The 23,084-nt window shown below is 73.4% G+C and carries 17 protein-coding genes and 1 riboswitch; of the genes, 13 read left to right on the top strand and 4 right to left on the bottom strand.

Annotation, left to right across the window (positions count from 1 at the left end; genetic code table 11):
* Window positions 1-46: 46 nt before the first annotated feature.
* From cobN to IF61_RS0104725, 5 genes are all read left to right on the top strand, one after another.
* Complete coding sequence (gene cobN / locus IF61_RS0104745) at window positions 47-3,661, top strand: cobaltochelatase subunit CobN (protein ID WP_030364953.1); 3,615 nt, start codon at window positions 47-49, stop codon at window positions 3,659-3,661.
* 10 nt (window positions 3,662-3,671) lie between these two features.
* Window positions 3,672-4,388 (top strand): Crp/Fnr family transcriptional regulator, encoded by a 717-nt coding sequence (locus IF61_RS0104740; RefSeq protein ID WP_052392396.1) that lies wholly within the window; start codon window positions 3,672-3,674, stop codon window positions 4,386-4,388.
* 123 nt (window positions 4,389-4,511) lie between these two features.
* Entirely contained in the window at window positions 4,512-4,730 is a 219-nt protein-coding gene (locus tag IF61_RS0104735; protein ID WP_030364951.1) for a hypothetical protein, read from the top strand.
* A gap of 10 nt (window positions 4,731-4,740) precedes the next feature.
* The gene (locus IF61_RS0104730) at window positions 4,741-6,012 is read left to right on the top strand and encodes a VWA domain-containing protein (RefSeq protein WP_030364950.1); all 1,272 of its coding nucleotides are present in this window, start codon (window positions 4,741-4,743) and stop codon (window positions 6,010-6,012) included.
* Entirely contained in the window at window positions 6,012-6,773 is a 762-nt protein-coding gene (locus IF61_RS0104725) for a hypothetical protein (RefSeq protein ID WP_030364949.1), read from the top strand. Before IF61_RS0104730 ends, IF61_RS0104725 begins: the two co-directional genes overlap by 1 nt.
* A gap of 40 nt (window positions 6,774-6,813) precedes the next feature.
* Here the strand turns inward: IF61_RS0104725 and IF61_RS0104720 are convergent, their stop codons facing one another.
* Complete coding sequence (locus tag IF61_RS0104720; RefSeq protein ID WP_030364948.1) at window positions 6,814-7,752, bottom strand: trypsin-like serine peptidase; 939 nt, start codon at window positions 7,750-7,752, stop codon at window positions 6,814-6,816.
* A 511-nt stretch (window positions 7,753-8,263) separates the two neighbouring features.
* On the opposite strand from IF61_RS0104720, the gene IF61_RS0104715 reads away from it, so the two are divergent.
* The 4 genes from IF61_RS0104715 (at window position 8,264) to IF61_RS0104695 (ending at window position 12,064) form a co-directional block, all read left to right on the top strand.
* On the top strand, window positions 8,264-8,746 hold the full coding sequence (locus tag IF61_RS0104715; protein WP_030364947.1) for a helix-turn-helix domain-containing protein: 483 nt from the start codon (window positions 8,264-8,266) through the stop codon (window positions 8,744-8,746).
* 62 nt (window positions 8,747-8,808) lie between these two features.
* On the top strand, window positions 8,809-9,399 hold the full coding sequence (locus IF61_RS0104710; RefSeq protein WP_245684411.1) for a hypothetical protein: 591 nt from the start codon (window positions 8,809-8,811) through the stop codon (window positions 9,397-9,399).
* Entirely contained in the window at window positions 9,392-10,603 is a 1,212-nt protein-coding gene (locus tag IF61_RS0104705) for an MAB_1171c family putative transporter (RefSeq protein ID WP_030364945.1), read from the top strand. Before IF61_RS0104710 ends, IF61_RS0104705 begins: the two co-directional genes overlap by 8 nt.
* 249 nt (window positions 10,604-10,852) lie before the next feature.
* Window positions 10,853-12,064 carry a cytochrome P450 family protein gene (locus tag IF61_RS0104695; RefSeq protein WP_030364944.1) on the top strand — a complete coding sequence of 404 codons (1,212 nt, stop codon included), beginning with the start codon at window positions 10,853-10,855 and terminating at the stop codon, window positions 12,062-12,064.
* Window positions 12,065-12,197: 133 nt separating this feature from the next.
* Here the strand turns inward: IF61_RS0104695 and IF61_RS0104690 are convergent, their stop codons facing one another.
* Both IF61_RS0104690 and IF61_RS0104685 read right to left on the bottom strand, forming a co-directional pair.
* Window positions 12,198-12,797 carry a hypothetical protein gene (locus IF61_RS0104690; RefSeq protein ID WP_030364943.1) on the bottom strand — a complete coding sequence of 200 codons (600 nt, stop codon included), beginning with the start codon at window positions 12,795-12,797 and terminating at the stop codon, window positions 12,198-12,200.
* 11 nt (window positions 12,798-12,808) lie between these two features.
* Complete coding sequence (locus IF61_RS0104685; protein WP_052392395.1) at window positions 12,809-14,368, bottom strand: APC family permease; 1,560 nt, start codon at window positions 14,366-14,368, stop codon at window positions 12,809-12,811.
* Window positions 14,369-14,541: 173 nt separating this feature from the next.
* Here IF61_RS0104685 and IF61_RS0104680 point away from each other — a divergent pair, with 173 nt between their 5' ends.
* Together IF61_RS0104680 and nicT are read left to right on the top strand one after the other, a co-directional pair.
* Window positions 14,542-15,771, top strand: coding sequence for an FAD binding domain-containing protein (locus IF61_RS0104680; RefSeq protein ID WP_030364941.1), 1,230 nt, complete (start codon window positions 14,542-14,544; stop codon window positions 15,769-15,771).
* 411 nt (window positions 15,772-16,182) lie between these two features.
* Window positions 16,183-16,402: riboswitch (cobalamin riboswitch) on the top strand.
* Window positions 16,403-16,431: 29 nt separating this feature from the next.
* Window positions 16,432-17,544: a Nickel transporter NicT gene (nicT, locus tag IF61_RS0104675; protein ID WP_030364940.1), complete on the top strand. Its 1,113-nt coding sequence runs from the start codon at window positions 16,432-16,434 to the stop codon at window positions 17,542-17,544.
* 19 nt (window positions 17,545-17,563) lie between these two features.
* Here nicT and IF61_RS0104670 read toward each other — a convergent pair whose 3' ends face one another.
* Window positions 17,564-18,775, bottom strand: coding sequence for an MFS transporter (locus IF61_RS0104670; protein WP_043187765.1), 1,212 nt, complete (start codon window positions 18,773-18,775; stop codon window positions 17,564-17,566).
* Window positions 18,776-19,189: 414 nt separating this feature from the next.
* On the opposite strand from IF61_RS0104670, the gene IF61_RS0104665 reads away from it, so the two are divergent.
* Together IF61_RS0104665 and IF61_RS0104660 are read left to right on the top strand one after the other, a co-directional pair.
* Window positions 19,190-21,517, top strand: a complete 2,328-nt coding sequence (locus tag IF61_RS0104665) for a GH92 family glycosyl hydrolase (RefSeq protein ID WP_030364938.1) — start codon at window positions 19,190-19,192, stop codon at window positions 21,515-21,517.
* Window positions 21,518-21,616: 99 nt separating this feature from the next.
* A complete protein-coding gene (locus IF61_RS0104660; RefSeq protein ID WP_030364937.1) occupies window positions 21,617-23,059 on the top strand; it encodes an amino acid permease in 1,443 nt (480 codons plus the stop codon).
* Window positions 23,060-23,084 lie beyond the last annotated feature (25 nt).

Below are 23,084 nucleotides of genomic sequence, written 5' to 3'. Positions count from 1 at the left end.
GGTGCCGGGCACCCCGGGCGACCCTCGATGCCCTGGGGAGCGCCGCGTGATCCTTCTCCTGTCGACGTCCGACACCGACCTGCTCAGCGCCCGCGCGGCTGCTGCTCAGGGGGCTCCGGTCCCGTACCGGCTCGCCAACCCCGCCCGGCTCGTCCTCGACGACCTCCCGGAGCTCCTGGAGGGCACCGACCTCGTCGTCGTCCGCCTCCTCGGGGGCATCCGCGCCTGGCAGGAGGGCCTGGACCTGCTGCTCGCCGGCGACCGCCCCGTCGTCGTGCTGACCGGCGAACAGGCGCCCGACGCCCAGCTGATGGAGGCCTCCACCGTCCCCGTCGGCATCGCCGCCGAGGCCCACGCCTACCTCGCCCACGGCGGCCCGGCCAACCTCGAACAGCTCGCCCGTTTCCTCTCCGACACCGTGCTCCTCACCGGTCACGGCTTCGAGCCCCCCGCCGCCGCCCCCGCCTGGGGCGAGCTGGAGCGCACCCCCCGGCCCGGCGCGAGCGGCCCGCTCATCGCGGTGCTCTACTACCGCGCCCACCACATGAGCGGCAACACCGCGTTCGTCGAGGCCCTGTGCGGCGCCGTCGAGGACGCCGGAGGCCGCGCCCTGCCGCTGTACGTGGCCTCGCTGCGCGCCCCCGAGCCCGAGCTGATCGACGCCCTGCGCGGCGCCGACGCCGTCGTCACCACCGTGCTCGCCGCGGGCGGCACCAAGCCCGCCGAGGCCTCCGCCGGCGGCGACGACGAGTCCTGGGACGCCGGCGCGCTGGCCGCCCTCGACGTGCCGATCCTGCAGGCCCTGTGCCTGACCGGCCCGCGCAGCGCCTGGGAGGAGAACGACGAGGGCCTCTCGCCGCTCGACGCCGCCACCCAGGTCGCCGTGCCCGAGTTCGACGGCCGCATCATCACCGTCCCGTTCTCCTTCAAGGAGGTCGACGAGGACGGCTTGCCCGCCTACGTCGCCGACCCCGAGCGCGCCGCCCGCGTCGCCGGCATCGCGGTCCGCCACGCCAAGCTGCGCCACGTGCCCGCCGCCGAGAAGCGGATCGCGCTCGTCCTCTCCGCGTACCCCACCAAGCACTCCCGCATCGGCAACGCCGTCGGTCTCGACACCCCCGCCAGCGCCGTCGCGCTCCTGCGCCGGCTGCGCGAGGAGGGCTACGACTTCGGCGCGGAAGAGGTCCCCGGCCTGGAGTCCGGCGACGGCGACGAACTCATCTACGCCCTCATCGAGGCCGGCGGCCACGACCAGGACTGGCTCACCGAGGAGCAGCTCGCCCGCAACCCGGTCCGCATCCCGGCCGCCGACTACAAGCGCTGGTACGCGAAGCTGCCGCAGGAGCTGCGCGAGTCCGTCGAGCAGCACTGGGGCCCGCCGCCCGGCGAGATGTTCCTCGACCGCAGCCGCAACCCCGAGGGCGACATCGTCCTCGCCGCCCTGCGCCGCGGCAACCTGCTCATCCTCATCCAGCCGCCGCGCGGCTTCGGCGAGAACCCCATCGCCATCTACCACGACCCCGACCTGCCGCCCTCGCACCACTACCTCGCCGCGTACCGCTGGATCGCGGCCGCCGCCGAGGACGGCGGCTTCGGCGCCGACGCCATGGTGCACCTCGGCAAGCACGGCAACCTGGAGTGGCTGCCCGGCAAGAACGCCGGCCTGTCCGCCGCCTGCGGCCCCGACGCCGCGCTCGGCGACCTCCCGCTCGTCTACCCCTTCCTCGTCAACGACCCCGGCGAGGGCACCCAGGCCAAGCGCCGCGCCCACGCCACGCTCGTCGACCACCTCGTGCCGCCGATGGCCCGCGCCGAGTCCTACGGCGACATCACGCGCCTCGAACAGCTCCTGGACGAGTACGCGCAGATCTCCGCCATGGACCCGGCCAAGCTGCCGGCGATCCGCGCCCAGATCTGGACCCTCATCCAGGCCGCCAGGCTCGACCACGACCTGGGGCTGGAGGAGCGCCCGGAGGACGACGGCTTCGACGACTTCCTGCTGCACGTCGACGGCTGGCTGTGCGAGGTCAAGGACGCGCAGATCCGCGACGGCCTGCACGTCCTCGGCGGCGCGCCCACCGGCGAGGCGCGGGTGAACCTCGTGCTGTCGATCCTGCGCGCCCGCCAGATCTGGGGCGGCAAGTCCGCCCTGCCGGGCCTGCGCGAGGCCCTCGGCCTGGACGAGTCGGCGGCGACCCGCACCACCGCGGACGAGGCGGAGGCCGAGGCGCGCGCCCTGGTCCAGGCGATGGAGGATGCGGGCTGGGACCCGGCGGCGGTCGCCTCCGTGGCCGCGGAGCACGGCGAACAGGTCGCCGCCATCCTGGACTTCGCCGCCCGCGAGGTCGTCCCCCGCCTGGCAGGCACCACGGCCGAACTCGACCACGCGGTCAAGGCCCTGGCGGGCGGCTTCGTCCCCGCGGGCCCCTCCGGCTCGCCCCTGCGCGGTCTCGTCAACGTCCTCCCGACCGGCCGCAACTTCTACTCCGTCGACCCCAAGGCCGTCCCGAGCCGCCTCGCGTGGGAGACCGGCCAGGCCCTCGCGGACTCCCTCCTGGAGCGCTACCGCACGGACAACGGCGAGTGGCCGCAGTCGGTCGGCCTGTCCCTGTGGGGCACGAGCGCGATGCGCACGGCGGGCGACGACGTGGCGGAGGCCCTCGCCCTGCTGGGCGTCCGCCCCGTGTGGGACGAGGCGTCGCGCCGCGTGACGGGCCTGGAGGCCGTCTCCCCGGAGGAGCTCGGCCGCCCCCGCATCGACGTCACCCTCCGCATCAGCGGCTTCTTCCGCGACGCGTTCCCGCACGTGATCGGCCTCCTCGACGACGCCGTACGACTGGTGGCCTCGCTCGACGAACCGGCCGAGCAGAACTACGTCCGCGCCCACGCCCAGGCGGATCTCGCCGCGCACGGCGACGAGCGCCGCGCCACCACCCGCATCTTCGGCTCCCGCCCGGGCACCTACGGCGCCGGCCTGCTCCAGCTGATCGACAGCCGCGACTGGCGCACCGACGCCGACCTCGCCGAGGTCTACACGGTCTGGGGCGGCTACGCCTACGGCCGCGGCCTCGAAGGCCGCCCGGCCCGCGAGGAGATGGAGACGGCGTACAAGCGCATCGCGGTCGCGGCCAAGAACACGGACACCCGCGAGCACGACATCGCCGACTCCGACGACTACTTCCAGTACCACGGCGGCATGGTCGCCACGGTCAAGGCGCTGCGGGGCAAGGCCCCGGAGGCGTACATCGGCGACTCCACCCGCCCGGAGACGATCCGCACCCGCACCCTCGTCGAGGAGACCTCCCGCGTCTTCCGCGCCCGCGTGGTCAACCCGCGCTGGATCGAGGCCATGCGCCGCCACGGCTACAAGGGCGCGTTCGAACTCGCCGCCACCGTGGACTACTTGTTCGGCTACGACGCCACGACCGGCGTGGTCGCGGACTGGATGTACGACAAGCTCGCCCAGACCTACGTCCTGGACCCGGAGAACCGCGCCTTCCTGCAGGAGGCCAACCCCTGGGCCCTGCACGGCATCTCCGAGCGCCTCCTGGAGGCGGAGAGCCGCGGCATGTGGGCCAAGCCCGACGCGGAGACGCTCGAAGCGCTGCGGCAGGTCTTCCTGGAGACCGAGGGATCCCTGGAGGAGGGCACGGAGGGCTAAGGTCTGCCCTATGGGCGGACGGTCGTACGCGGCGGAGGAACCGCCCGGGCATGCCCTGGGCGTGACCCTCGCCGACCTGATCGGCGCCCCCTTGTGGGGGGCGCTGCTCGCCGAGGGACACCGGCGCGCGCACCGCGCCGGGGACGTGCTACTGCGGCAGGGCGACCCCGGCACGCACGCGCTCGCCCTGGCCTGCGGGGTCGTCAAGGTGACCTACGCGGAGCGGGACGGCACGGTGCGCGTGCTGGCGTTCCGCGGTGCGGGCGACGTGGTCGGCGAGGCCGCGGTCGCCCGGGGCGGCGCGGCCCGGCTGGCCACGGTCGAGGCCATCTCCGCCTGCGCGGTCGCCGTGGTGGAGAAGGACCGCTTCCGCCGGTTCGTCGAGCGGCACGCGCTGTCGCCGGTCCTGCACGAGCACGCCCTGACCCGGCTCGGGGAGTCCGACCGCGCGCGGGCCGGCCGCGGCGGCTCCTGCGAGCGGGTCGCGCAGGCGCTGCTCGCGCTCGTGGCCGCCATGGGCGAGGCCGCGGCCGCCGCCGGTTCCGGCGTCGAACTGGCCGTCACCAGATCCGACCTCGCCCAGTACTTGGGCGTCTCCCGCAACACCGTCAGCGCCCGGCTGCACGAGATCGGCGCCGGCGTCGTCGGCGCGGGGCGCAAGTGCATCATCGTCCACGACCTGGCCGGGCTGCGCTCGTTCGCCCGCGGCGGTCCCCGGAACGTGTGACGCGCGCCACTTCCGCTGTGCACGCCCGGTGCACTCCTTCCCGGCCGTTGCGCCGAGCCTTGACCGTACCGGTGCCCCTCGCGGGGGGAGGGGCACCGGCCGGACCGAGGAGCGGAGTTCCCGATGACCGACCACACCTGCTGCTGCCGGCACGCCGGCTGCGCCTGCACGAAGCCGCCGGTACGAGACGAGAGAGGCAAGCGCGGCGGAGGCTGGATCGCGCTCGCCGTCGCCCTCCTCCTCGGCTGGGGGCTGCTGAACGGCGGTCAGGAGCACGACGATCCGCACGGCGGGCCGGTGCGGCGGCCGTCCCCGGGAATTTCGGCCTCCGGCGGTCAGTAGGATCGTTTGGATGATCATCAGAAAACGGCTGGCAGCGGGCGCGTGCGCCCTCCTCGCCGCCCTGGCCGGGGGGATCGCGCCGGCGAACGCCGCCGACGGCCCCCCGAAGGACTCCCCGAAGGTCGAGCTGGTGCTGGACGTCAGCGGCTCGATGCGCGCCCAGGACGTGGACGGCGGTACCCGCACCCGCATGGCCGCCGCGCAGCAGGCGTTCAACGAGGTCATCGACGCGGTCCCGGAGGGCGTGCGGCTCGGCATCCGCACCCTCGGCGCCGACTACGGCGGTGACAGCAAGGAGCTCGGCTGCCGCGACAGCAAGCAGCTCTACCCCGTCGGCCGCGTCGACCGCACCGAGGCCAAGGCCGCCGTCGCGACGCTGCGGCCCACCGGCTGGACCCCCATCGGCTACGCCCTGCGCGGCGCCGACCAGGACCTCGGCACGGACGGCGGCACCCGCCGGATCGTCCTCATCACCGACGGCGAGGACTCCTGCGGCCAGCCGGACCCGTGCGACGTGGCCCGCGAACTCGCGGCCAAGGGCACGCACCTGACGATCGACACCCTGGGCCTGGCCCAGGACGACAAGACGCGCGAGCAGCTCAGCTGCATCGCCGAGGCCACCGGCGGCACGTACAGCACCGTGCGGCACACCAAGGAGCTGTCCGGCCGGATCAAACAGCTCGTGCGCCGGTCCGAGACGCCCGTCGAGACCCCGAAGCCCCTCCAGGGCACGGACTCCTGTTCCAAGGCCCCCGAGATCGGCGCCGGCCTGTGGACCGACCGGGAGACCTTCTCCGAGCACCGCTGGTACCGCGTCAAGGTGAAGCCGGGCCAGGAGCTGCGGACGTCGGTGAGCATCGGCGCGGACCGGGCCGTCGACCGTGACTACGGCGTGCTGGTGCGCGCCGTGAGCGAGGGCGGGCAAGAGCTCGTCCGCGGCGCGGAGGCGGGCAGCGGGCGGACGGACGTCATCTCGTCCGGCCTCCGCTATCCCAACGGCCAGTCCGGTGACAAGGACGAGAAGGGCAAGGAGCCGCGGACCGTCTGCCTGGAGGTCTCCAGCTCCTTCGCGGCCCCCGCGAACGTCAAGCGCGACCCGGGCCTGCCCGTCGAGCTGGCCGTGGACCTCGTGGACGCCCCGGACAACCCCTCCGACCTGGCAGCCTTCGGCCTCGGCCGGGGCTGGGTGCTGCTGGGCGTCCTGGCCCTGACCGGGCTGATCGCAGGGCTGGTGTGGGGCTGGGTCTCCCGCTGGCGCGTCTCGGTGTGGAGGGCGAACTGATGAGAATCACCCGCGCGGCCCGCGCGGCCGCGGCCGGACTGCTGGCCGCCGCCGCACTGTTCACCTCGGCCGGCGCCGCCGCTGCCGCCTCCCCGAGCCCGAGCGCTTCGGCCGGTGAGGACGGCGCTCCCACGGAGGCCGGTACGGGCTTCCGCACGGCCACCGTTCTCAAGCAGGGGCAGAAGGCCACGGCCGACGCCTCCACGGGCGACTACCTCTACTGGCAGTTCCCGGCCGGCGCCGGGCAGCAGCCGCAGGTGAAGGCCACCGTGAACCTGCCGGAGGCGTCCGCGCGGCACGGTGCCGCCGTCTGGCAGCTCGACGTCTACGACGGGCTGCGCCGCCGCCAGGCCTGCGCCTCCGGCGAGCCCACGCGGCGGGCCTCCGAGCAGGACGCCTCGGTGACCCTGACCTGCACGCTGCGGACCGTCCGCCCGTGGGCCGAGCAGTGGGCGAACGACCCGCTGCCCGGCGCGTACTACGTCCGCCTCACGCTGACCGAGGGCCCCGACCGGGACCACGGCCTGCCCGTGAAGGCGGAGGTCGAGGCGACGGCGAAGGACGCGGGCGGCGCCCGCGCCGAGGGCGGCGAGGCGGCCCCGCTGCACGCCGCGGCCGTCGAGGAGCCGGAGGACGGCTGGAACGGCAGCTGGTGGTCCGACCGCTGGGCGTGGACCGTCGGCGGCGCCGTCCTCGGCGCGCTCGCGGCCATCGGCGGCTACGTGCTCACCCGCCACCCGCGGCGCCCCGCACAGCAGTAGCGCCTCGCGCGGCCGGTGGGCGGGGGCTGCGGCGCCCCGCTCACCGGCCCGCGGGCCGGTCGCCGTCCACGGCGTCCAGATACAGCTCCAGCAGGTCGTGCGTGAAGTACGAGCTGTACGAGATGTCCGGGGTGTCGCCCCCGGTGTGGTAGCCGCCGATCACGCCGATGACCTCGTACCCGTCCTCCCCGCGGACGAGGAACGGCCCGCCCGACGTGCCGCCGACGTAGCCCGCGCAAGCGATCTCCAGGAAGTCGCCCGGGGCGTTCGGGTCGGTGCTGGTGTAGCGGTGCGTGGAGGAGGAGCAGTCCAGCGGCTTGGGGTACTTGGCGTCGCTGCTGCCCGGATAGCCGATCAGCCGCACGTCGCGGTGCGCGTACCCCGGGCGGATGCCGAGACCGAAGCCGCCGACGGCGTCCTGCACGCTCTCGCCGTCGGCGCGCTCGCCGAGCCGCAGCACCGTGTAGTCCCAGCGCGCGCCGCGGTCCGTCCCCAGGTCGTAGTAGCGCTGGTCGATGTAGATGTCCTCCACGGGGAAGACGCCGTGGGGCTTCAGGCCGTCGTGGTACTGGGGCACGAACGTCAGCCGCTTCTTGGGGTCCGGCGAGCGCAGGCAGTGGGCCGCGCTCACGGCCAGGTCCCGGTGCGGGCTGCGGACGACCGTACCGCCGCAGAAGCGGCCGGTGTTGTTCCCGTCGGTCCAGAAGAACGTGCCCACCTGCGGCAGCCCGTCGAACGGATGGCTGGGCGGCACGTCACCGGCGTGCGCCCGGCCCCCGGCCCCTCCCGCGCGCTGCCCGGCCGGCAGGGCGCCCGTCATGCGCTCCGGTGTCCAGTAGGCGTCGGCCTCGGCCGCGGCGCGCCGCGGCGGCCCGCCGGCGGCGGCCGCGCCGGTGCCGGACGCGGCGGCGACCAGCAGCCCCGACAGCAGGGCGGCGGCCAGGCCGTGCAGGGCGCGGGGTCTGTGAGGTCTGGGCATGGTCGGATACCTCCTCGTGGCGAGCGTGTCATCGTCCTACGCACGGGACCGGGGTGAACAGGCCAGGACGCGACAGGATTCACGAGGACGTGGGACACGCCGGAGCGGCGACGGTCGCCTCGCCCCGGACGGCCGTCACGACCGCGGTCACCGCCGCAGCGGGCCCGGAGGGACCGAAGCGGGGCGGCAAGTGCGGCCGTCCCCGGTCGAGTTCGCGCGCCGGGCGCGGCGCGTGCGGCCGGCCGTGACCGTCGGGGGCCCGCCCCGGAGGACCGGCGGAATGTCTGCGGCGTCCCGGGCGCTTCCCTGTACGGATGCGAACGCCCGCGGCCCGGAACGTCCCGGTCGTTCATCTCGCCATCAACTCGTGGTTAAGTCCGTCACCGAGCTGAGACCCCGGGTGGACTAGTGCTACGGGCCTAGGCCGTGACAGGATGCCTCTCGCGGTCACCTTCGGCTTAACTGGCCGTGAGGTGCATGGGGGAACGTCGGCCGGTGAGGGCGGGAGCAGATGGCAGTCGGGGGCGGCAGGGAGGCGGGCGACGCGCGCAGCACGCTCGCGGCGCGGCTCAACTACCTGTTCGCGAACATGCACCCGCCCGGCGCGCCCTATACCAACGGCCACGTCGCCGACGAGATCACAGGCGGCGAGGAGTACGGCGGGACCGGCCTCACCGAGCAGTATCTGTCGATGCTGCGCAACGGCCGCCGCGCCAACCCCAGCCCGGACGTGCTGCGCGCCCTGGCGAAGTTCTTCGCGGTGCCGGTCGGCTATCTGATGGGCGATCTCTCGGCCTCGCAGGCCGAGCGCGTGGAGGAGGAGGTCCGCTTCCTCGTCGCCATGCGCGACCAGCGGGTGCGGGCCATCGCCCTGCGCTCGGTCGGCCTGCCCCCGGAGGTGCAGGACAGCCTGACCACCATCATCAGCCAGTTCCGGCAGCAGATGAACCTTCCGTCCGACCCGCCCGACGCGGGTGGTGAGGACCGCCCGTGACCGTCACGGATGACCGGCTCTTCACGTACTGGCGGCGTACCGAGGACGAGGACGGTGCAGGGATGCGAGTGGGGCGCATACGGCGCCGGTGCAAGCAGCTCATCCAGGAGCTTGCGCTGCCCGCGTCCACCGACCTGCAGGGCCTGTGCGACGTCGTCGCGCGCCGCGTCGGCCGCCCGATCCGCCTGGTTCCCATGAGCCTCGACGGCGTCGTCTCCGGCATGACCGCGACCACCGACGACGCGTACTGGGTCATCTACGAGCAGAAGACGTCCCCCTGGCACCAGGTCCACATCGTGCTGCACGAGATCGGCCACCTGCTCCTCGGCCACGACCAGGACCCGGCCGTCACCGAGGACGCCCTCAAGGTGTGGACCCCCTCGGTCGACGTGGCGACCGCCATGCGCCGCATGGGCCTGACCGTGGGTCTCGCCCGCCACCACTGCTACGACAACCTCACCGAGCGCGAGACCGAGATCCTCGGCACCCTCCTCATGGAGAAGGTCGTGCCCCCGCCGCCCGGCCAGGACGCCCGTCTGGAGGGCGAGGCCGCCGAGCTGGCGGCCTCCCTCGGCCCCGCCCTGCAGCACGTCCGTCAGCAGATCCGGGAGCACGGCGCGGCCGGCGCGAGCGGCGGAGGCGACGTTGTTTGACGCCCTCTACCTGACCTTCAGCGCGATCACCTGGGCCATCGTCGGCTACAAGGCCCGCGCGTGGTTCCGCGACCGCGGCAACGTCGACCTGGGCCTGACGGCCCTGATGACCTCCGGCGTTCCCGTCGTCTTCCTGTTCTCCGCGCCGAGCGTCTACCGCGCCTTCGACCGGCTGACCGGCGTCGCCAACCTGGCCATGGTCTTCCTCTACTCGGCCGTGGTCCTGTTCGCCTCCGGCGCCACGATCCTGCTGCTGCGCTGGACCAGCCGGGGCGACGCCGCCGCCCACGCGCGGGCCGCCGCGCGCTCCCGGTTCGCCGTGGCCGTCGTGACCGCCGCCTGGGCCGCGGCCATCGTGTGCTTCGCCGTCGGCCGCCCCGACGCCGTGGAGCACCCCCGCGACTTCAGCACCGCCTACGCCGACGCGCCCGGAGTCGTTGCCTTCCTGGTGCTGTATCTGGCCATTTTCGGCACGAGCCTCGCCGGCCTCGGCGCCCTCTGCCCGCGCTACGCCACGCAGCTCGGCCCGGGATGGCTCGCCAAGGGCCTGCGGACGCTCGCCGCGGGCTGCTGGCTCGGCCTGTTCTACTGCCTGTGCAAGCTCACCGGATTCGTGCTGACATGGGTGGGCCACGACGCCTACTGGCTGTCCAACGGCGTCGCCCCGATGAGCGCCTCCGTGGCCGCCCTGCTGGTCCTGCTCGGCTTCTCACTGCCCGCCGCGGGGCCCCGGGTCGCCGCGTGGCACCGCCTCCGCCGGCTGCAGCCGCTCTGGCAGGACGTCACCGCGCACGCCCCCGAGGTCACCCTCACCGGGCACGGCCTGACGGGCCGCTGGCCCTTCGCCGACCTGGAGTGGCGGGCGAACCGGCAGATGGCGGAGATCCGCGACATCCAGCGCGGCATCCGCCGCCACGTCGAGCCCGCCGCCCTGGACATCGCCCGCCGCAAGGCGACCGGCGCCGCGCTCGACGAGCGCCGCGGCGCCGCGGTCGTGGAGGCTGCGGCCCTCCGGCGCGGCCTGCAGAACCAGGTCACCGGGCACGTGCCCGCACCGCACGCCGACAGCGTCGTCATCACCGTCAGCGCCGATCCGGCCGAGGAGCACGAGCACCTGGCCCTCGTCGCGGACGTCTACCACGACCCGATGGTCGACGCCGTGCTCGAAGAGCTACGGGAGATGAGCGCGGCACGCCGTCCCTGACGGCGTGCGGCCCATGGACGAGGCGGCCCTGGACGGGGGTCAAGGCCGCCTGCGCCACAGGCCGGCGCCGGGGTCCGTCACCACGACGGTCCCGGCGCCGCCCGTGCGCGTCCGCCTCCGGCGGGGTCAGGCGAAGGGGTGAGGCGAGCCGTGCGGCACGCACCCCGCCACCCCGGCCTTCGGCCTCGCACCCGTCCCTCCGCCGCCAAGCGGCCGGTCTTCTCAACCGGTCTTCTAAAGTCGGGTCCTATGCCGAACCCCGCTCCTTCCGCGCCTTTCGACGTCAGCGCGCTCATCAACGACCCGTACGGCACCTACGCCAGGCTGCGCGAGGCCGGCCCGGTCCACCGCTTCACCGGCCCCGACGGCCGGCCCGCCTGGCTGGTGACCCGCTACGAGGACGTCCGCCGGGCGCTCGCCGACCCGCGGTTGTCCCTGGACAAGGCCAACGCCGCGCGCGACAACTACACCGGATTCAGCCTGCCTCCGGCCCTCGACCAGAACCTCCTGAACATGGATCCCCCGGACCACACCCGCATCCGCCGCCTCGTGGTCAAGGCCTTCACCTCCGGCCGCGTGGACAAGCTCCGCGAGCCGGTGCGCAAGGTCGCCGACGAACTCCTCGACGCCGTCGAGGCTGAGGGCCGTACGGACCTGCTGGCGTCCTACGCGGGCCCCCTGCCCATCACCGTCATATGCGACCTGCTGGGCGTGCCGCAGGACCAGCGGCCGGACTTCCGGGCGTGGACCGACGCCATGCTCGTGCCCGATCCCACGCGGACCCACCTCATGAAGGAAGCCATCGGCAACATGATGCGCTTCTTCACCGAGCTCATCGCGAGCAAGCGCGCCACCCCCGGCGACGACCTGCTCTCCGACCTCATCGCGGTCCGCGACGGCGACGGGGGCGAGGGGGCCGACCGGCTCTCCGAGGACGAGCTGTCCTCGCTCGCGTTCCTGATCCTCTTCGCGGGCTACGAGAACACCGTCCACCTGATCGCCAACGCCGTGCTGGCGCTGCTGGACCACCCGGTCTTGATGGAGTCTTTGCGAGCGAATCCGGCCGGACTCGGAACGGCCGTCGAGGAGTTCATGCGGTGGGACGGGCCCGCGGCGCTCGCGATCCGCAGGTTTCCGCTGGAGAACGTGGAGATCGGCGGCGTGACCGTACCGGCCGGGGAGACCGTCCTGCTGTCCCTCGCCGCCGCCAATCGTGACCCTCATCACTTTTCCGATCCGGATCGGCTGGATCTGAACCGTGATCGTTCCGGTCACCTCGCGCTGGGGCACGGGATCCACCACTGCCTCGGCGCCCCGCTGGCCAGGATGGAGACGGAAACCGCGCTGGCGGCGCTGCTGGAGCGGTTCCCGGGGCTCGCGCTCGACGTGGCGCGGGAGGAGCTGGCGTGGAGGCCCTCGGTGCGGGCACGTGGCCTGATTTCGCTCCCTGTTCGCTGGTAGCGGGCAAAGCCGAACAGGTTTTTGATGCATGACCCATCCTTGATGAGGTAGAACTGTCCTCGAGCCCGCCCGGTGTGCATCCCCCGTCGCACCGGGCGGGCCGTCGACTCCCTCAAGGGGATCTCCGGGCGCATCAGCCCGTGGCGGCCGGGAACTTCAGCAGGGCCACCGCCGCCAGCATCTGTATGCTCACCGCCGCGACGGCCTTGTGCGTGGGCAGGTGGTGCTGACCGCGGATCAGCAGCGTGGCGAAGGCGTAGCCGAACGCCGAGGTGATCCAGGCGGCCGCCCGCACAGGGAAGGAGTCCCCGGGCAGGCACGCGTCCAGGGCGAGCCGTGGCAGGTCCGTCGCCCAGAACACCACGACGAACAGCGTGACCGTCGGGCCGAACTTGCCGTTGCCGCCGAGCCGGCGCGCGATCGCCTGCGTGGCGATGCCCAGCAGCAGGCTCGCGAGGACGAGGACCACGTCGGCTATCGCCATGGCCTCCAGGGCGAACGCGGGGCCCACCCGCCACCCCTCCCAGAAGGAGTCCCGGCCCATCGTGCCCAGCGCCCCGCAGAGCACGCAGAGGAACGCCGCCGCTCCCCACACGCTCCGGTCCCGCGCCTCGTCCAGGATCTCGACCGGGCGGTACCAGAGCCCGAAGAAGAGACGGTGCCAGTACAGCCTGCGGCGAGCGGCAGGTGTGCGTGGTGCGGGAGGTGAGTGAGGGGAGGCAGAAACAGGCATGAATGCAAGTATCACCGCTCGGCGGGGACTCCGGTGCCGGGGTCGCCGTCGGGGTCCGTGCCGGGACCGGCGCCCCCGGCGTCCGGGCGGGGGTCGGGCACCGAGCCCGCCCCCGCGGCCGGTTCGGTGTCGGGGTCGGCGCCGTGCAGGTACTCCTCGCTGATCTCCCGCGGCCCGAACGGCCACACCTTCTCGTAGCGCGCCCAGAGCAGGAAGGCCACGCAGCCGGCCCCGACCCAGGCCAGGGACCATTCGATGGGGTGCCGGCCGGGGGAATTCCGGTCCGCGTAGCCGTAGATGACGAGCCAGCCGACGAGCGCGACGAGGCTCGGCAGCGGGTAGAGCCACATCCGGTACGGGCGCCGCAGCCCGGGCTGGCGCCGCCGCAGCACCGTGACGGCCGCGATCTGACCGAGCGCCTGGACGAGCACCACGACCGTCAGCAGCAGCTGGATGAGCGTCGCAAGGTCCGTGTGACGCCCTATCAGGAATGCCACGCAGCCGATGCCGCCCATGGACAGCAGGCCCAGCACGGGGAAGCGGTGGCGCTGGTGCAGGATGGCGAACGGCCGGAAGAAGACCTTCTCCCGGGCCGCGTTGTACGGGATCCGGGAGGCTCCGAGCAGCCCCGTGAAGACCGAGGCCACGGCCGTGACGAGGATCAGCACGGTGACGGCGTCCGCCGCGCCCTTGCCCCACGTCGTCTCCATCACCGCCGAGGCGATGGACGAGGACGCGGGGCTCTCCGGGTCGAGCATCTCCTTCCAGTCGACCACGCCCAGCGTGCCGATCTGCAGCAGCAGGTAGATGGCCATGATGCCGAGGATGGAGTAGATGATGGAGCGCGGGATGTTGCGCCCCGGGTTCTTGATCTCGGCACCCATGTACGCGGTCGTGTTGTAGCCGCCGTAGTCGTAGATGCCGATGGTCAGGCCCGCCGCGAACCCGATCCAGAAATGACTCGAGGTCAGCTCGAAGGCGCCCGCCGGGTAGGTGAAGGCCAGGTCCGGGCTGAAGTGGGTGTAGGCGGCGGCGATCACCAGGACGACGGAGGCGATCATCACGCACCAGAGCACGGCGGTGATCCGCGCCAGGTTCTCCACCCGGCCCCACAGCAGCGCGACGACGAGGGCGATGAGCGCCAGGCCCGTGAGGTCGCCCTGCGTCTGCGTCATGCCGGGCCAAAGGTACGTCAGGTACTGCACGAAGCCGATGACGCCCGTCGACAGGGCCACCGGGAAGTAGAGCATCATCGTCCAGACGAACAGGAACGGCATCAGCTTTCCCGTGCGGTACTGGAAGGCCTGGCGCAGATAGACGTAGCTGCCGCCCGCGCCGGGCAGCGAGGCGCCGAGCTCGGCCCAGATCAGCCCGTCGGCCAGGGCCAGCACGGCGCCCGCGACGAACCCGATGACGGCGTGCGGGCCGCCGAAGGCCGCGACCATCAGGGGGATGGTGACGAACGGGCCTATGCCGCACATCTGGCTCATGTTGATGGCGGTGGCCTGGAACAGGCCGATCCGGCGCACGAAGCCGACCTGATCCGTCGGCGGTCTTCCCGTACCTGCCATGGCGGTCAGCCCCTTCTCGTGCCGGATGGGGTCCGGCTGACCTGATTATGCGTTCAATGCACTGGTAGCACCGGCGTGTCGGCCCCGTCCACCGTTACGACACGCCCGGTGGCTGCAGCTGCAAACGGCCGGGTAGGTTCCGTCGGCGGCAGACGTGACGAAAGGGGTGGGGGATGCTTGCAGGACGGGTGGCGGTCGTGGGCGGCTCGATCGCCGGATGTGCGGCCGCGCTCGCCGTGGCGCGCGCGGGCGCCGGCGAGGTGGTGGTCTTCGAGCGGGCGGCCGGAGGGCTTGCGGACCGGGGCATCGGCCTCGCCGTCCACGAGCGGCGCTACGCCGAGCTGGAGGCGGCCGGGCACCTGGACCCGGGCATCCCGTGGGTGCGGCTGACCTCGCGCCCCTGGTTCGTGAGGGAGGACGGGAGCCGGGCCGGGCGACGGGTGGGAGCGCTGCCGTTCGGGTTCCGTTCGTACAACTGGGGGTCGCTGTGGAGCGCGCTGCGGGCCCGCATACCCTCCTCCGTCGCCTACGAGCGCGGCGCGGCGGTCGAGCGGGTGCTGCCGGGGCCCGACGGAGCCGTGCTGCGCCTGGCCGGTGGCCGTGAGGAGCGCTTCGACCTCGTCATCGGCGCCGACGGATACCGCTCCGCCGTCCGGGCCGCAACCCGGGACGCGACCGTGCCCGGTTACGCCGGATACCTGGCGTGGCGCGGCGCCCTCCCGGAGGAGGAGCTGCCGGGGCCGGCCGGCGCGTGGGCCCGTGAGGAGGCGGCCACCGTCGTCTTCCCGGGCGGCCACATGATCGTCTACCGCATCCCCGGGCCGGGCGGCACCGGCACCAGCGCCAACTGGGTCTTCTACACCGCGCCCGCCGACCCGGCCCACGCCCTGTCCGTCGACGACGCGGCGGGCCTCCCGCCGAGCCGGGTCCCCGACGCGCTGACGGCATATCACCGCACGGTCGTGGACGCCCACTTCCCGCCGTACTGGCAGGAGGTCGTCCGGCGCACGCCCAAGGACGCCACGTACGTCCAGCCCGTCCTCGACCTGTGCGTGCCGCGCTACGGGGAGGGCCGGCTCGTCCTCCTCGGCGACGCGGCCGCCGTCGCCCGGCCGCACTCCGGCAGCGGCGCCGTGAAGGCCCTGCAGGACGCGACCGTGCTGGAGCGCTGCCTGGCCTCCGCCGGGAGCTGGGCGGAGGCCGTGGCCGCGTACGACGCGGCGCGGACGCCCGCCGGGCGCGCCGTCGTGGGCGTCGGCCGCCGGCTGGGCCGCGCCCAGGTGCAGGCCACGCCCGACTGGGCGGCCATGGACCAGCCGGCCCTGGAGACCTGGTGGCAGCGGGCGTCGGAGGGCGAGGGCGAGTTCGGGGGGCAGGCGCTGGACGTCCGGCGGGGGTCCTGAGGGGGCCGGGCCCGGGGCTGCGCGCCTGCGTTCCGGGTCAGGCCTCCGGCCGGGCGCCGGAGGCACGGCAGGAGGCCCGAGCGGGGTGCGGCCCGGAGCCGCACGCCCTGCGCTCCGGGTCACGCCGTCGGCCAGGGGCCGGCGGGCCGGCGGGAGGCCTGAGCCGGGCCCGGCCCGCGGCGGCCCCTGGCCTGAACGGGAGCGGGCTCCGCGCACCCGGGCCGCTCGCTTCGGCCGCCGGGCCGCAACCCGTGCTTCCGCCGCAACGGCGCCAAGCCGAAACGCCGGAGCCCGGCGGTGCCGTGCAGAGCTCAGGGGCGGCGGTGATCCCGGGCCGGCCAAGGCCGCCCGGTGCGGGCCCCTGCAAATCCATCGCAGCTGCGATGTCTTCGCATCCGCGTCCCCCGGGCGTTAAAGTGACCCGGCCGTGGTGTTCGGGAAGACCGGTGACGGACCGTCGAGGTCCCAGTCCGGAGCGGCCCTCGCCACTGTGATCGGGGAGTGACCGTCCCATTCCGCGCGCCGCCCCACGGGCGCGCGGAGCCACTGGCCGCAGCCGGCTGCCGGGAAGGCGGGGACGGGCGCGAACGGACCCGTAAGCCAGGAGACCGGCCACGGCATCTCGCAAATGGTCCACGAGGTGCTGGAGCGTTCAACCCCATGTCCCGACCCACCGATTCTCCCGGCGGCGCCGTGCCCGCCTTCCGCTGGCGCCGCCAGGACACCGTGCGGACCGCCGGCCTGCTGGCCGTCATCGCCGCCCTGCACGTCGTCGCGTTCGGCGTGCTCTACCTGCTCGTCGTCCCCAACCACTACACCGTCGGCTCCAAGGTCTACGGCGTCGGCCTCGGCATCACCGCCTACACCCTCGGCATGCGGCACGCCTTCGACGCCGACCACATCGCCGCCATCGACAACACCACCCGCAAGCTGATGGCCGACGGCAAGCGCCCGGTGTCCGTCGGCTTCTGGTTCGCCCTCGGCCACTCCAGCGTCGTCGTGCTGCTGACCCTGCTGGTGGCCGGCGGCACGCAGCTGGCCGGCACGCTGATGGACGAGGAGTCCACCACCCACCAGACGCTCGGCATCGTCGGCACGACCGCCTCCGGCGGCTTCCTCTACCTCATCGCCGCACTCAACCTCGTTGCCCTCGCCGGCATCCTGCGGATCTTCCGCGCGATGCGCGAGGGCCGCTACGACGAGGCCGAGCTGGAGCAGCACCTGGACTCGCGCGGCTTCATGAACCGCATCCTCGGCCGCTTCACCCGCTCGATCACCCGCCCGGGGCAGATGTACCCGCTGGGCTTCCTCTTCGGCCTCGGCTTCGACACGGCCACCGAGGTCACGCTGATGGTGATGGCGGGCAGCGGCGCCGCCGCGGGCGTGCCCTGGTACGCGATCCTGTGCCTGCCGCTGCTGTTCGCCGCGGGCATGAGCCTCTTCGACACTCTCGACGGCACGTTCATGAACTTTGCCTACCAGTGGGCGTTCTCCAACCCGGTCCGCAAGGTCTACTACAACCTCACCATCACCGGGCTGTCCATCGCCGTCGCCTTCCTCATCGGCACCATCGAACTCGTCGGCGTCCTGCACGAGAAGCTGGGCCTGGACGACGCGGTGACCGGCTGGATCGCCGGCCTGAACCTCGACAACGTCGGCTTCGTGATCGTCGGCCTGTTCGTGGTGGTGTGGGCGGCCGCCCTCGGCTACTGGCGCTTCGGCAAGGTCGAACAGCGCTGGGCCGCCCGCACTGCGGCTCCGGCCGAGAGCTGACCCGCGCGCCGGCCCGCGGTCAGGCGGCGGTGCGGGCGGGCGCCTCCCCGGCATCCTTCCGCGCCGCCCCCGGCACCAGTTGCGCCTGCCCCGCGAGGATCACCAGCGTCCCGACGGCGAGCCCCAGGACCCCGCACGCCGCGGCCCACGTGGCCCCCGCCTCCTCCAGGACCGTGCCGGTGACGGCCGACCCCAGCGCCACGCCCGCGGTCATGAGCGTCACCAGCCACGCGAACGCCTCGGTGACGGTGCCCGCCGGCGCGAGCTCGCCCACCAGCACGAACACGACGGTGAGCACGGGCGCGAGGAACAGCCCGGTGAAGAGCATCAGGCAGGCCATGTACGGCGGGGCCGGCAGCAGGCACAGCAGCCCGTACCCCGCCGTCAGACCGAGCATCATCAGCAGCGTCCGGCGCGGCGGCGCCACCCGCCAGCGCCGCACGGCCCCGTAGGCCAGCCCGCCGGTGAGCGCGCCGAGCGCGTTGAGGGCGAGCAGCGTCGGGGCGCCGCCGGGCAGCCGGTGCCCCTCCGCGTAGGAGACGACGAGGACGTTGAGCGTGCCGATGGCGACACCCACGCCCGTGAGGCCCGTAATCAGGACGACGAAGCCGCGGTTGCGCAGCGGCCCCAGCCAGCCGGCGGGCCGGGCGGGCGCCTTCCAGGCCCGGGCGGGCGGGGCGGTGGCGACGACGAGCACCCCGGCGACGCCCAGGAACGCGCCCGCCCACAGCGCCGCCGCGGGCGAGGCGACCGCCACGCCGCCGGCCACCACCAGCGGCCCGCCGACGAAGACCAGCTCCTGGGACGCGGAGTCCAGCGCGTACGCCGACTCCAGCTTCCCGGGCGCGACGATGTCCGGCCACAGGGCCCGCAGGCACGGCTCCAGCGGGGGAGTGGCCGCGCCGGCGAGCACGACCCCGCCCAGGACGGCCGCGGTGCTGCCGGGCGCGACGGCGACGACGGCGAAGCCCACGGCCGCCACGAGGGCCGTCGGCAGCAGGACGCGCGGCTGCCCCACCCGGTCCACGAGCCGGCCCAGCAGCGGCCCGCCCACGGCGGAGGCGACCGCGAACGCCCCGACGGCCACGCCCACGAAGCCGTACGACGCGCCCGCCTGACGCAGGGCCAGCGGGACCGCGACGGCGGCCATCGCGCTCGGCAGCCGCCCGACGAGCGTGCCCAGGAGCAGCCGCATTACATGGGGGCCGCGCAGCAGATCCGCATAGCTCACGGGGAGACCTCCCCGTGAGCCGAATCCTCCGGCCGCAGGGCCCTGGTCGGTGCTGACGCGCTCGTGGATGGGGTCACCCGACGATCGTTATACGTAACACGTGAGCCGTCAAGGGACGGTGACGGAACGCACCCGGGCCGCCCGTACGGCGGTGCAGCCCGCGGGGGCTTGTCCGGGCGGAGGCCGCGGAGGAGGCCGGGCGCCGCCCGCGCGCACGGGGCCCGGCGAGGATCACGCGCCCGGCGGCGGTGGCGGGAGTGTCCTCGGGGCGCACGGCCGACGCGCGAGCCGCCGGAGGCGCCCGTCGCCACACATGCCGCGCGGGGCATCATGACAGCACGTCAACCACTCGCTACCCTCGGCGCTGACAACGATGTCGGCATCCTACGTGGCGTCACCCGAGGGGCGTGGACGATGAGATGGACCGGACACCTGCGCTCGCGCACCTGCGCGGCCGCACTCGCACTCGCGGCGGTACTGGGCGGGACCTCGCTCACCGCCCCGGAGCCGGCCGCGGCGGCCGGCGGGCTCACCGGCCTGGTGAACCCCTTCATCGGCACCCAGAACGAAGGGAACACCTTCCCCGGCGCCGCCGTGCCGTTCGGCATGGTGCAGCTCTCCCCCGACACCGGCCACAGCACGGGCTACGACTACAAGCACAACCACATCCGCGGCTTCAGCACCGTGCACCTCTCCGGCGTGGGCTGCCGCATCGGCGGCGACCTGCCCGTCCTGCCCACCACCGGTGACGTGACCCGCACCGACAACGCCCGCTACGCCGCCGAGTTCAGCCACCGCGACGAGACCGCCCGCCCCGGCTACTACCGGGTCGGCCTCTCCTCCTACGGCGGGATCACCGCCGAGCTCACCGCGGGCAGCCGCACCGGCCACCAGCGCTACACCTTCCCCGCCACCGACAAGGCCAACGTCCTGCTCAACACCGGGCAGTCGCTGCACCGCACGGTCACCACGACCGCCGAGGTCCTCGACTCCCGGACCGTCCGCTCCGCCATCACCGGCCGCGGCTTCTGCCAGGACACCCGCCCGTACACGGTGTACACGATCACGCGCTTCGACCGGCCCTTCACCGCCTTCGGCACCTGGAACGGCGACCAGGTCACCCAGGGCACCCGCACGTCCACGTCGACCGGCCGCAACGGCGCCTGGGTGCGCTTCGACACCACCCGCGACCGCACCGTGGAGGCCACCACGGCCATCAGCTACGTCGACGCGGCCGGCGCCGCCGGCAACCTGCGCGCGGAGGACGACGGCTTCGACCGCACCGCCCGCGCCGCGCGCGACGCGTGGGAGCACCGCCTGGGCGGCATCCGCGTCCAGGGCGGCCCCGAAGCGCTGCGCCGCACCTTCTACTCCTCGCTGTACCGCGCGTTCCTCGCGCCCAACACCGGCAGCGACGCCGACGGCCGCTACACCGGCTGGGACCAGCGGATCCACCGCGCCCGCGGCTTCACCTACTACCAGAACTGGTCGCTGTGGGACACCTACCGCACCCAGGCGCAGCTGCTCGCGCTGCTCGCGCCGCAGGAGTCGCGGGACATGGCGCTGTCGGTGCTGCGGGTGGAGGAGGACGGCGGCTGGCTGCCCAAGTGGGGCTACGGCACGGTCGAGACGAACATCATGACCGGTGACCCGGTGACGCCCTTCCTCACCAACGCCTACCAGCACGGGCTGCTGAAGGGACACGAGGAGGAGGCGTACCGGGTGCTGAAGCGCAACGCGGACGGCGTGCCGCCCAAGGACTCCCCGTACGTGGGCCGCGACGGCAACGACCGCTACATCAAGGACGGTTACGTGCCCTGCACGCCCTCCCGGCCCAAGGACAAGCCGGGCGACTCCGACCTGCACCAGGGCGGATCGGCGACCCTGGAGTACGCGCTGGCCGACGGCATGCTCGCGAAGATGGCCCGCTCGCTCGGCCACCGCGCGGACGCCGAGCGCTACGCCGCCCGCTCCCGGAACTACCGCAACGTCTACGACCCGGAGACGGGCTTCTTCCGGGCCCGCGGCGCCGACGGCGCGTTCACGGGCCCGGCCGACCCGGCGAAGAGCATCTGCTTCCACGAGGGCACCGCGTGGCAGTACCAGTGGCTCGTGCCGCAGGACCTGCCGGGGATGGTGGACCTGATCGGCGGCAGGGAGCGGGCGAACACCCGGCTCGACTCCTTCTTCGCCTACGACCGGCTGGTCCGCGACCCCGCGCGCACGGCCCGCGAGGTGTGGGTCCACGGCCCGTACGACTACTACAACGCCGACAAGTACAACCCGCAGAACGAGCCCGACCTGATCGCCCCGTACACGTACCTGTCGACCGGGCAGCCGTGGAAGACGACCGACGTCGTGCACGCCGCGCTCACCCTCTTCACCGACGCGCCCACCGGCATGACCGGCAACGACGACCTGGGCACGATGTCCGCGTGGATGGTGCTCTCCGCCATCGGGGTGTTCCCCGTGCAGCCCGGTGCGGACGTGTGGGGGCTCAGCACACCGGTGTTCGACCGCGTGGACGTCGACCTCGACGGCAGCCGGTTCACCGTGACCGCCCCGGGCACCTCGGACCGCGACCGCTACGTGCAGTCGGTGCGGCTCGACGGCGAGCGCTACGAGCGGACGTATCTGACGTCACGGCAGATCACCGGGGGCGGAAGGCTCGGCTTCACGGTCGGCGCCGACCCCTCGGACTGGGGCACCGGGGCCGCCGCCGCGGCACCCGCCATCGGCTGAACCCTGCCCGCCGGCGCGGGGCGGCGCCTTCCGTCGCCGCCCCGCGCGGTCCATGATGACCGCGATGATCCGCCGTCAGCGCCGACGAGAGGGCATGACATGGCCGAGCTCCGGACGGGACAGGGCATTCTGCGCCGCAAACCGATCGAGACGATCGAGGAGGCGGAGGAGACCGAGGCGCACGGCGAGCACCTGACCCGGGTCCTGGGGCTCTGGCAGCTCACGGCGATCGGGGTCGGCGGCATCATCGGCGCGGGCATCTTCAGCCTCGCGGGCACCATCGCCAACGGCGTCGCCGGGCCCGCCGTGCTCGTCTCCTTCCTCATCGCGGGCGTCGCGAGCGCGGCGGCGGCCTTCTCGTACGCGGAGTTCGCCGGCATGATCCCGCGGGCCGGTTCCGCGTACACCTACGGCTACGCGGTCCTCGGCGAGATCGGCGGCTGGTTCATCGGCTGGGACCTGCTGCTGGAGTACACGGCGATCGTCGCGGTGGTGGCCATCGGCATCTCCGGGTACATCAACTTCCTGCTCGGGGAGGCGAACGCCCACCTTCCGGCGTGGATGCTCGGCGCGCCGGGCACCGGCGCGGGGCACCGGGTGGACCTGTTCGCGGCGCTGCTGTGCCTGCTGATCGCCTGGCTGCTCAACATGGGCATCAAGAGCGCGGCCCGCTTCGAGACCGTGGTCGTGGGCCTGAAGGTCATCGTGGTGCTGCTGGTGATCGGCGTCGGCTTCTTCCACATCAACTCGGACAACTACACCCCCTTCTTCCCCTTCGGTATCAGCGGCGCGTTCACGGGCGCGGCCACGGTGTTCTTCGCGGTCTTCGGCTACGACGCGATGTCCACGGCGGCCGAGGAGTCCAAGGACGCGCAGCGCCACATGCCGCGGGCGATCCTGTACTCGCTCGCGATCTCGATGGTGCTGTACGTACTGGCCTGCCTGGTACTGACCGGCATGCAGAACTACAAGGACATCGACAAGGCCAGCGGCTTCTCCACCGCCTTCAAGTCGGTCGGGCTCGGCGGGATCGCCGACGTCATCGCGGCGGGCGCGATCATCGGCATCCTCACCGTCATGTTCACCTTTATGCTCGGCGTCACCCGCGTCTGGTTCGCGATGAGCCGGGACGGCCTGCTGCCGAAGTGGTTCGCCAAGACCCACCCGACGCGGCACGTGCCGACGCGCGTGACCTGGATCGTGGGCGCGGCGTCGGCGGCCATCGCGGGCCTCGTCCCGATCGGCGAGGCGGCGGAGCTGACCAACATCGGCATCCTGCTGGCCTTCGCCGTCGTGTGCACGGCGGTGATCGTGCTGCGCTACCGGCGGCCCGACCTGCCGCGCTCCTTCCGCTGCCCGTGGGTGCCGGTGGTGCCCGGGATCGGGGTCGCCGCGTCGATCTGGCTGATCACGTATCTGGCGTGGCAGACGTGGGTGCGGTTCGCGGTGTGGTTCGTGGTGGGGCTGGTGGTGTACTTCGCGTACTCGTACAAGCACTCGGAGCTGGCCCATGCGGATGCGAGGGGTATTCCGCGGGATTGACCGGCCGGGGCGGTCCGGCACCGCC

This window comes from Streptomyces roseoverticillatus (assembly GCF_000719265.1).
Lineage (GTDB): Bacteria > Actinomycetota > Actinomycetes > Streptomycetales > Streptomycetaceae > Streptomyces > Streptomyces roseoverticillatus.
This window is presented reverse-complemented; position numbering and strand designations above follow the sequence as displayed.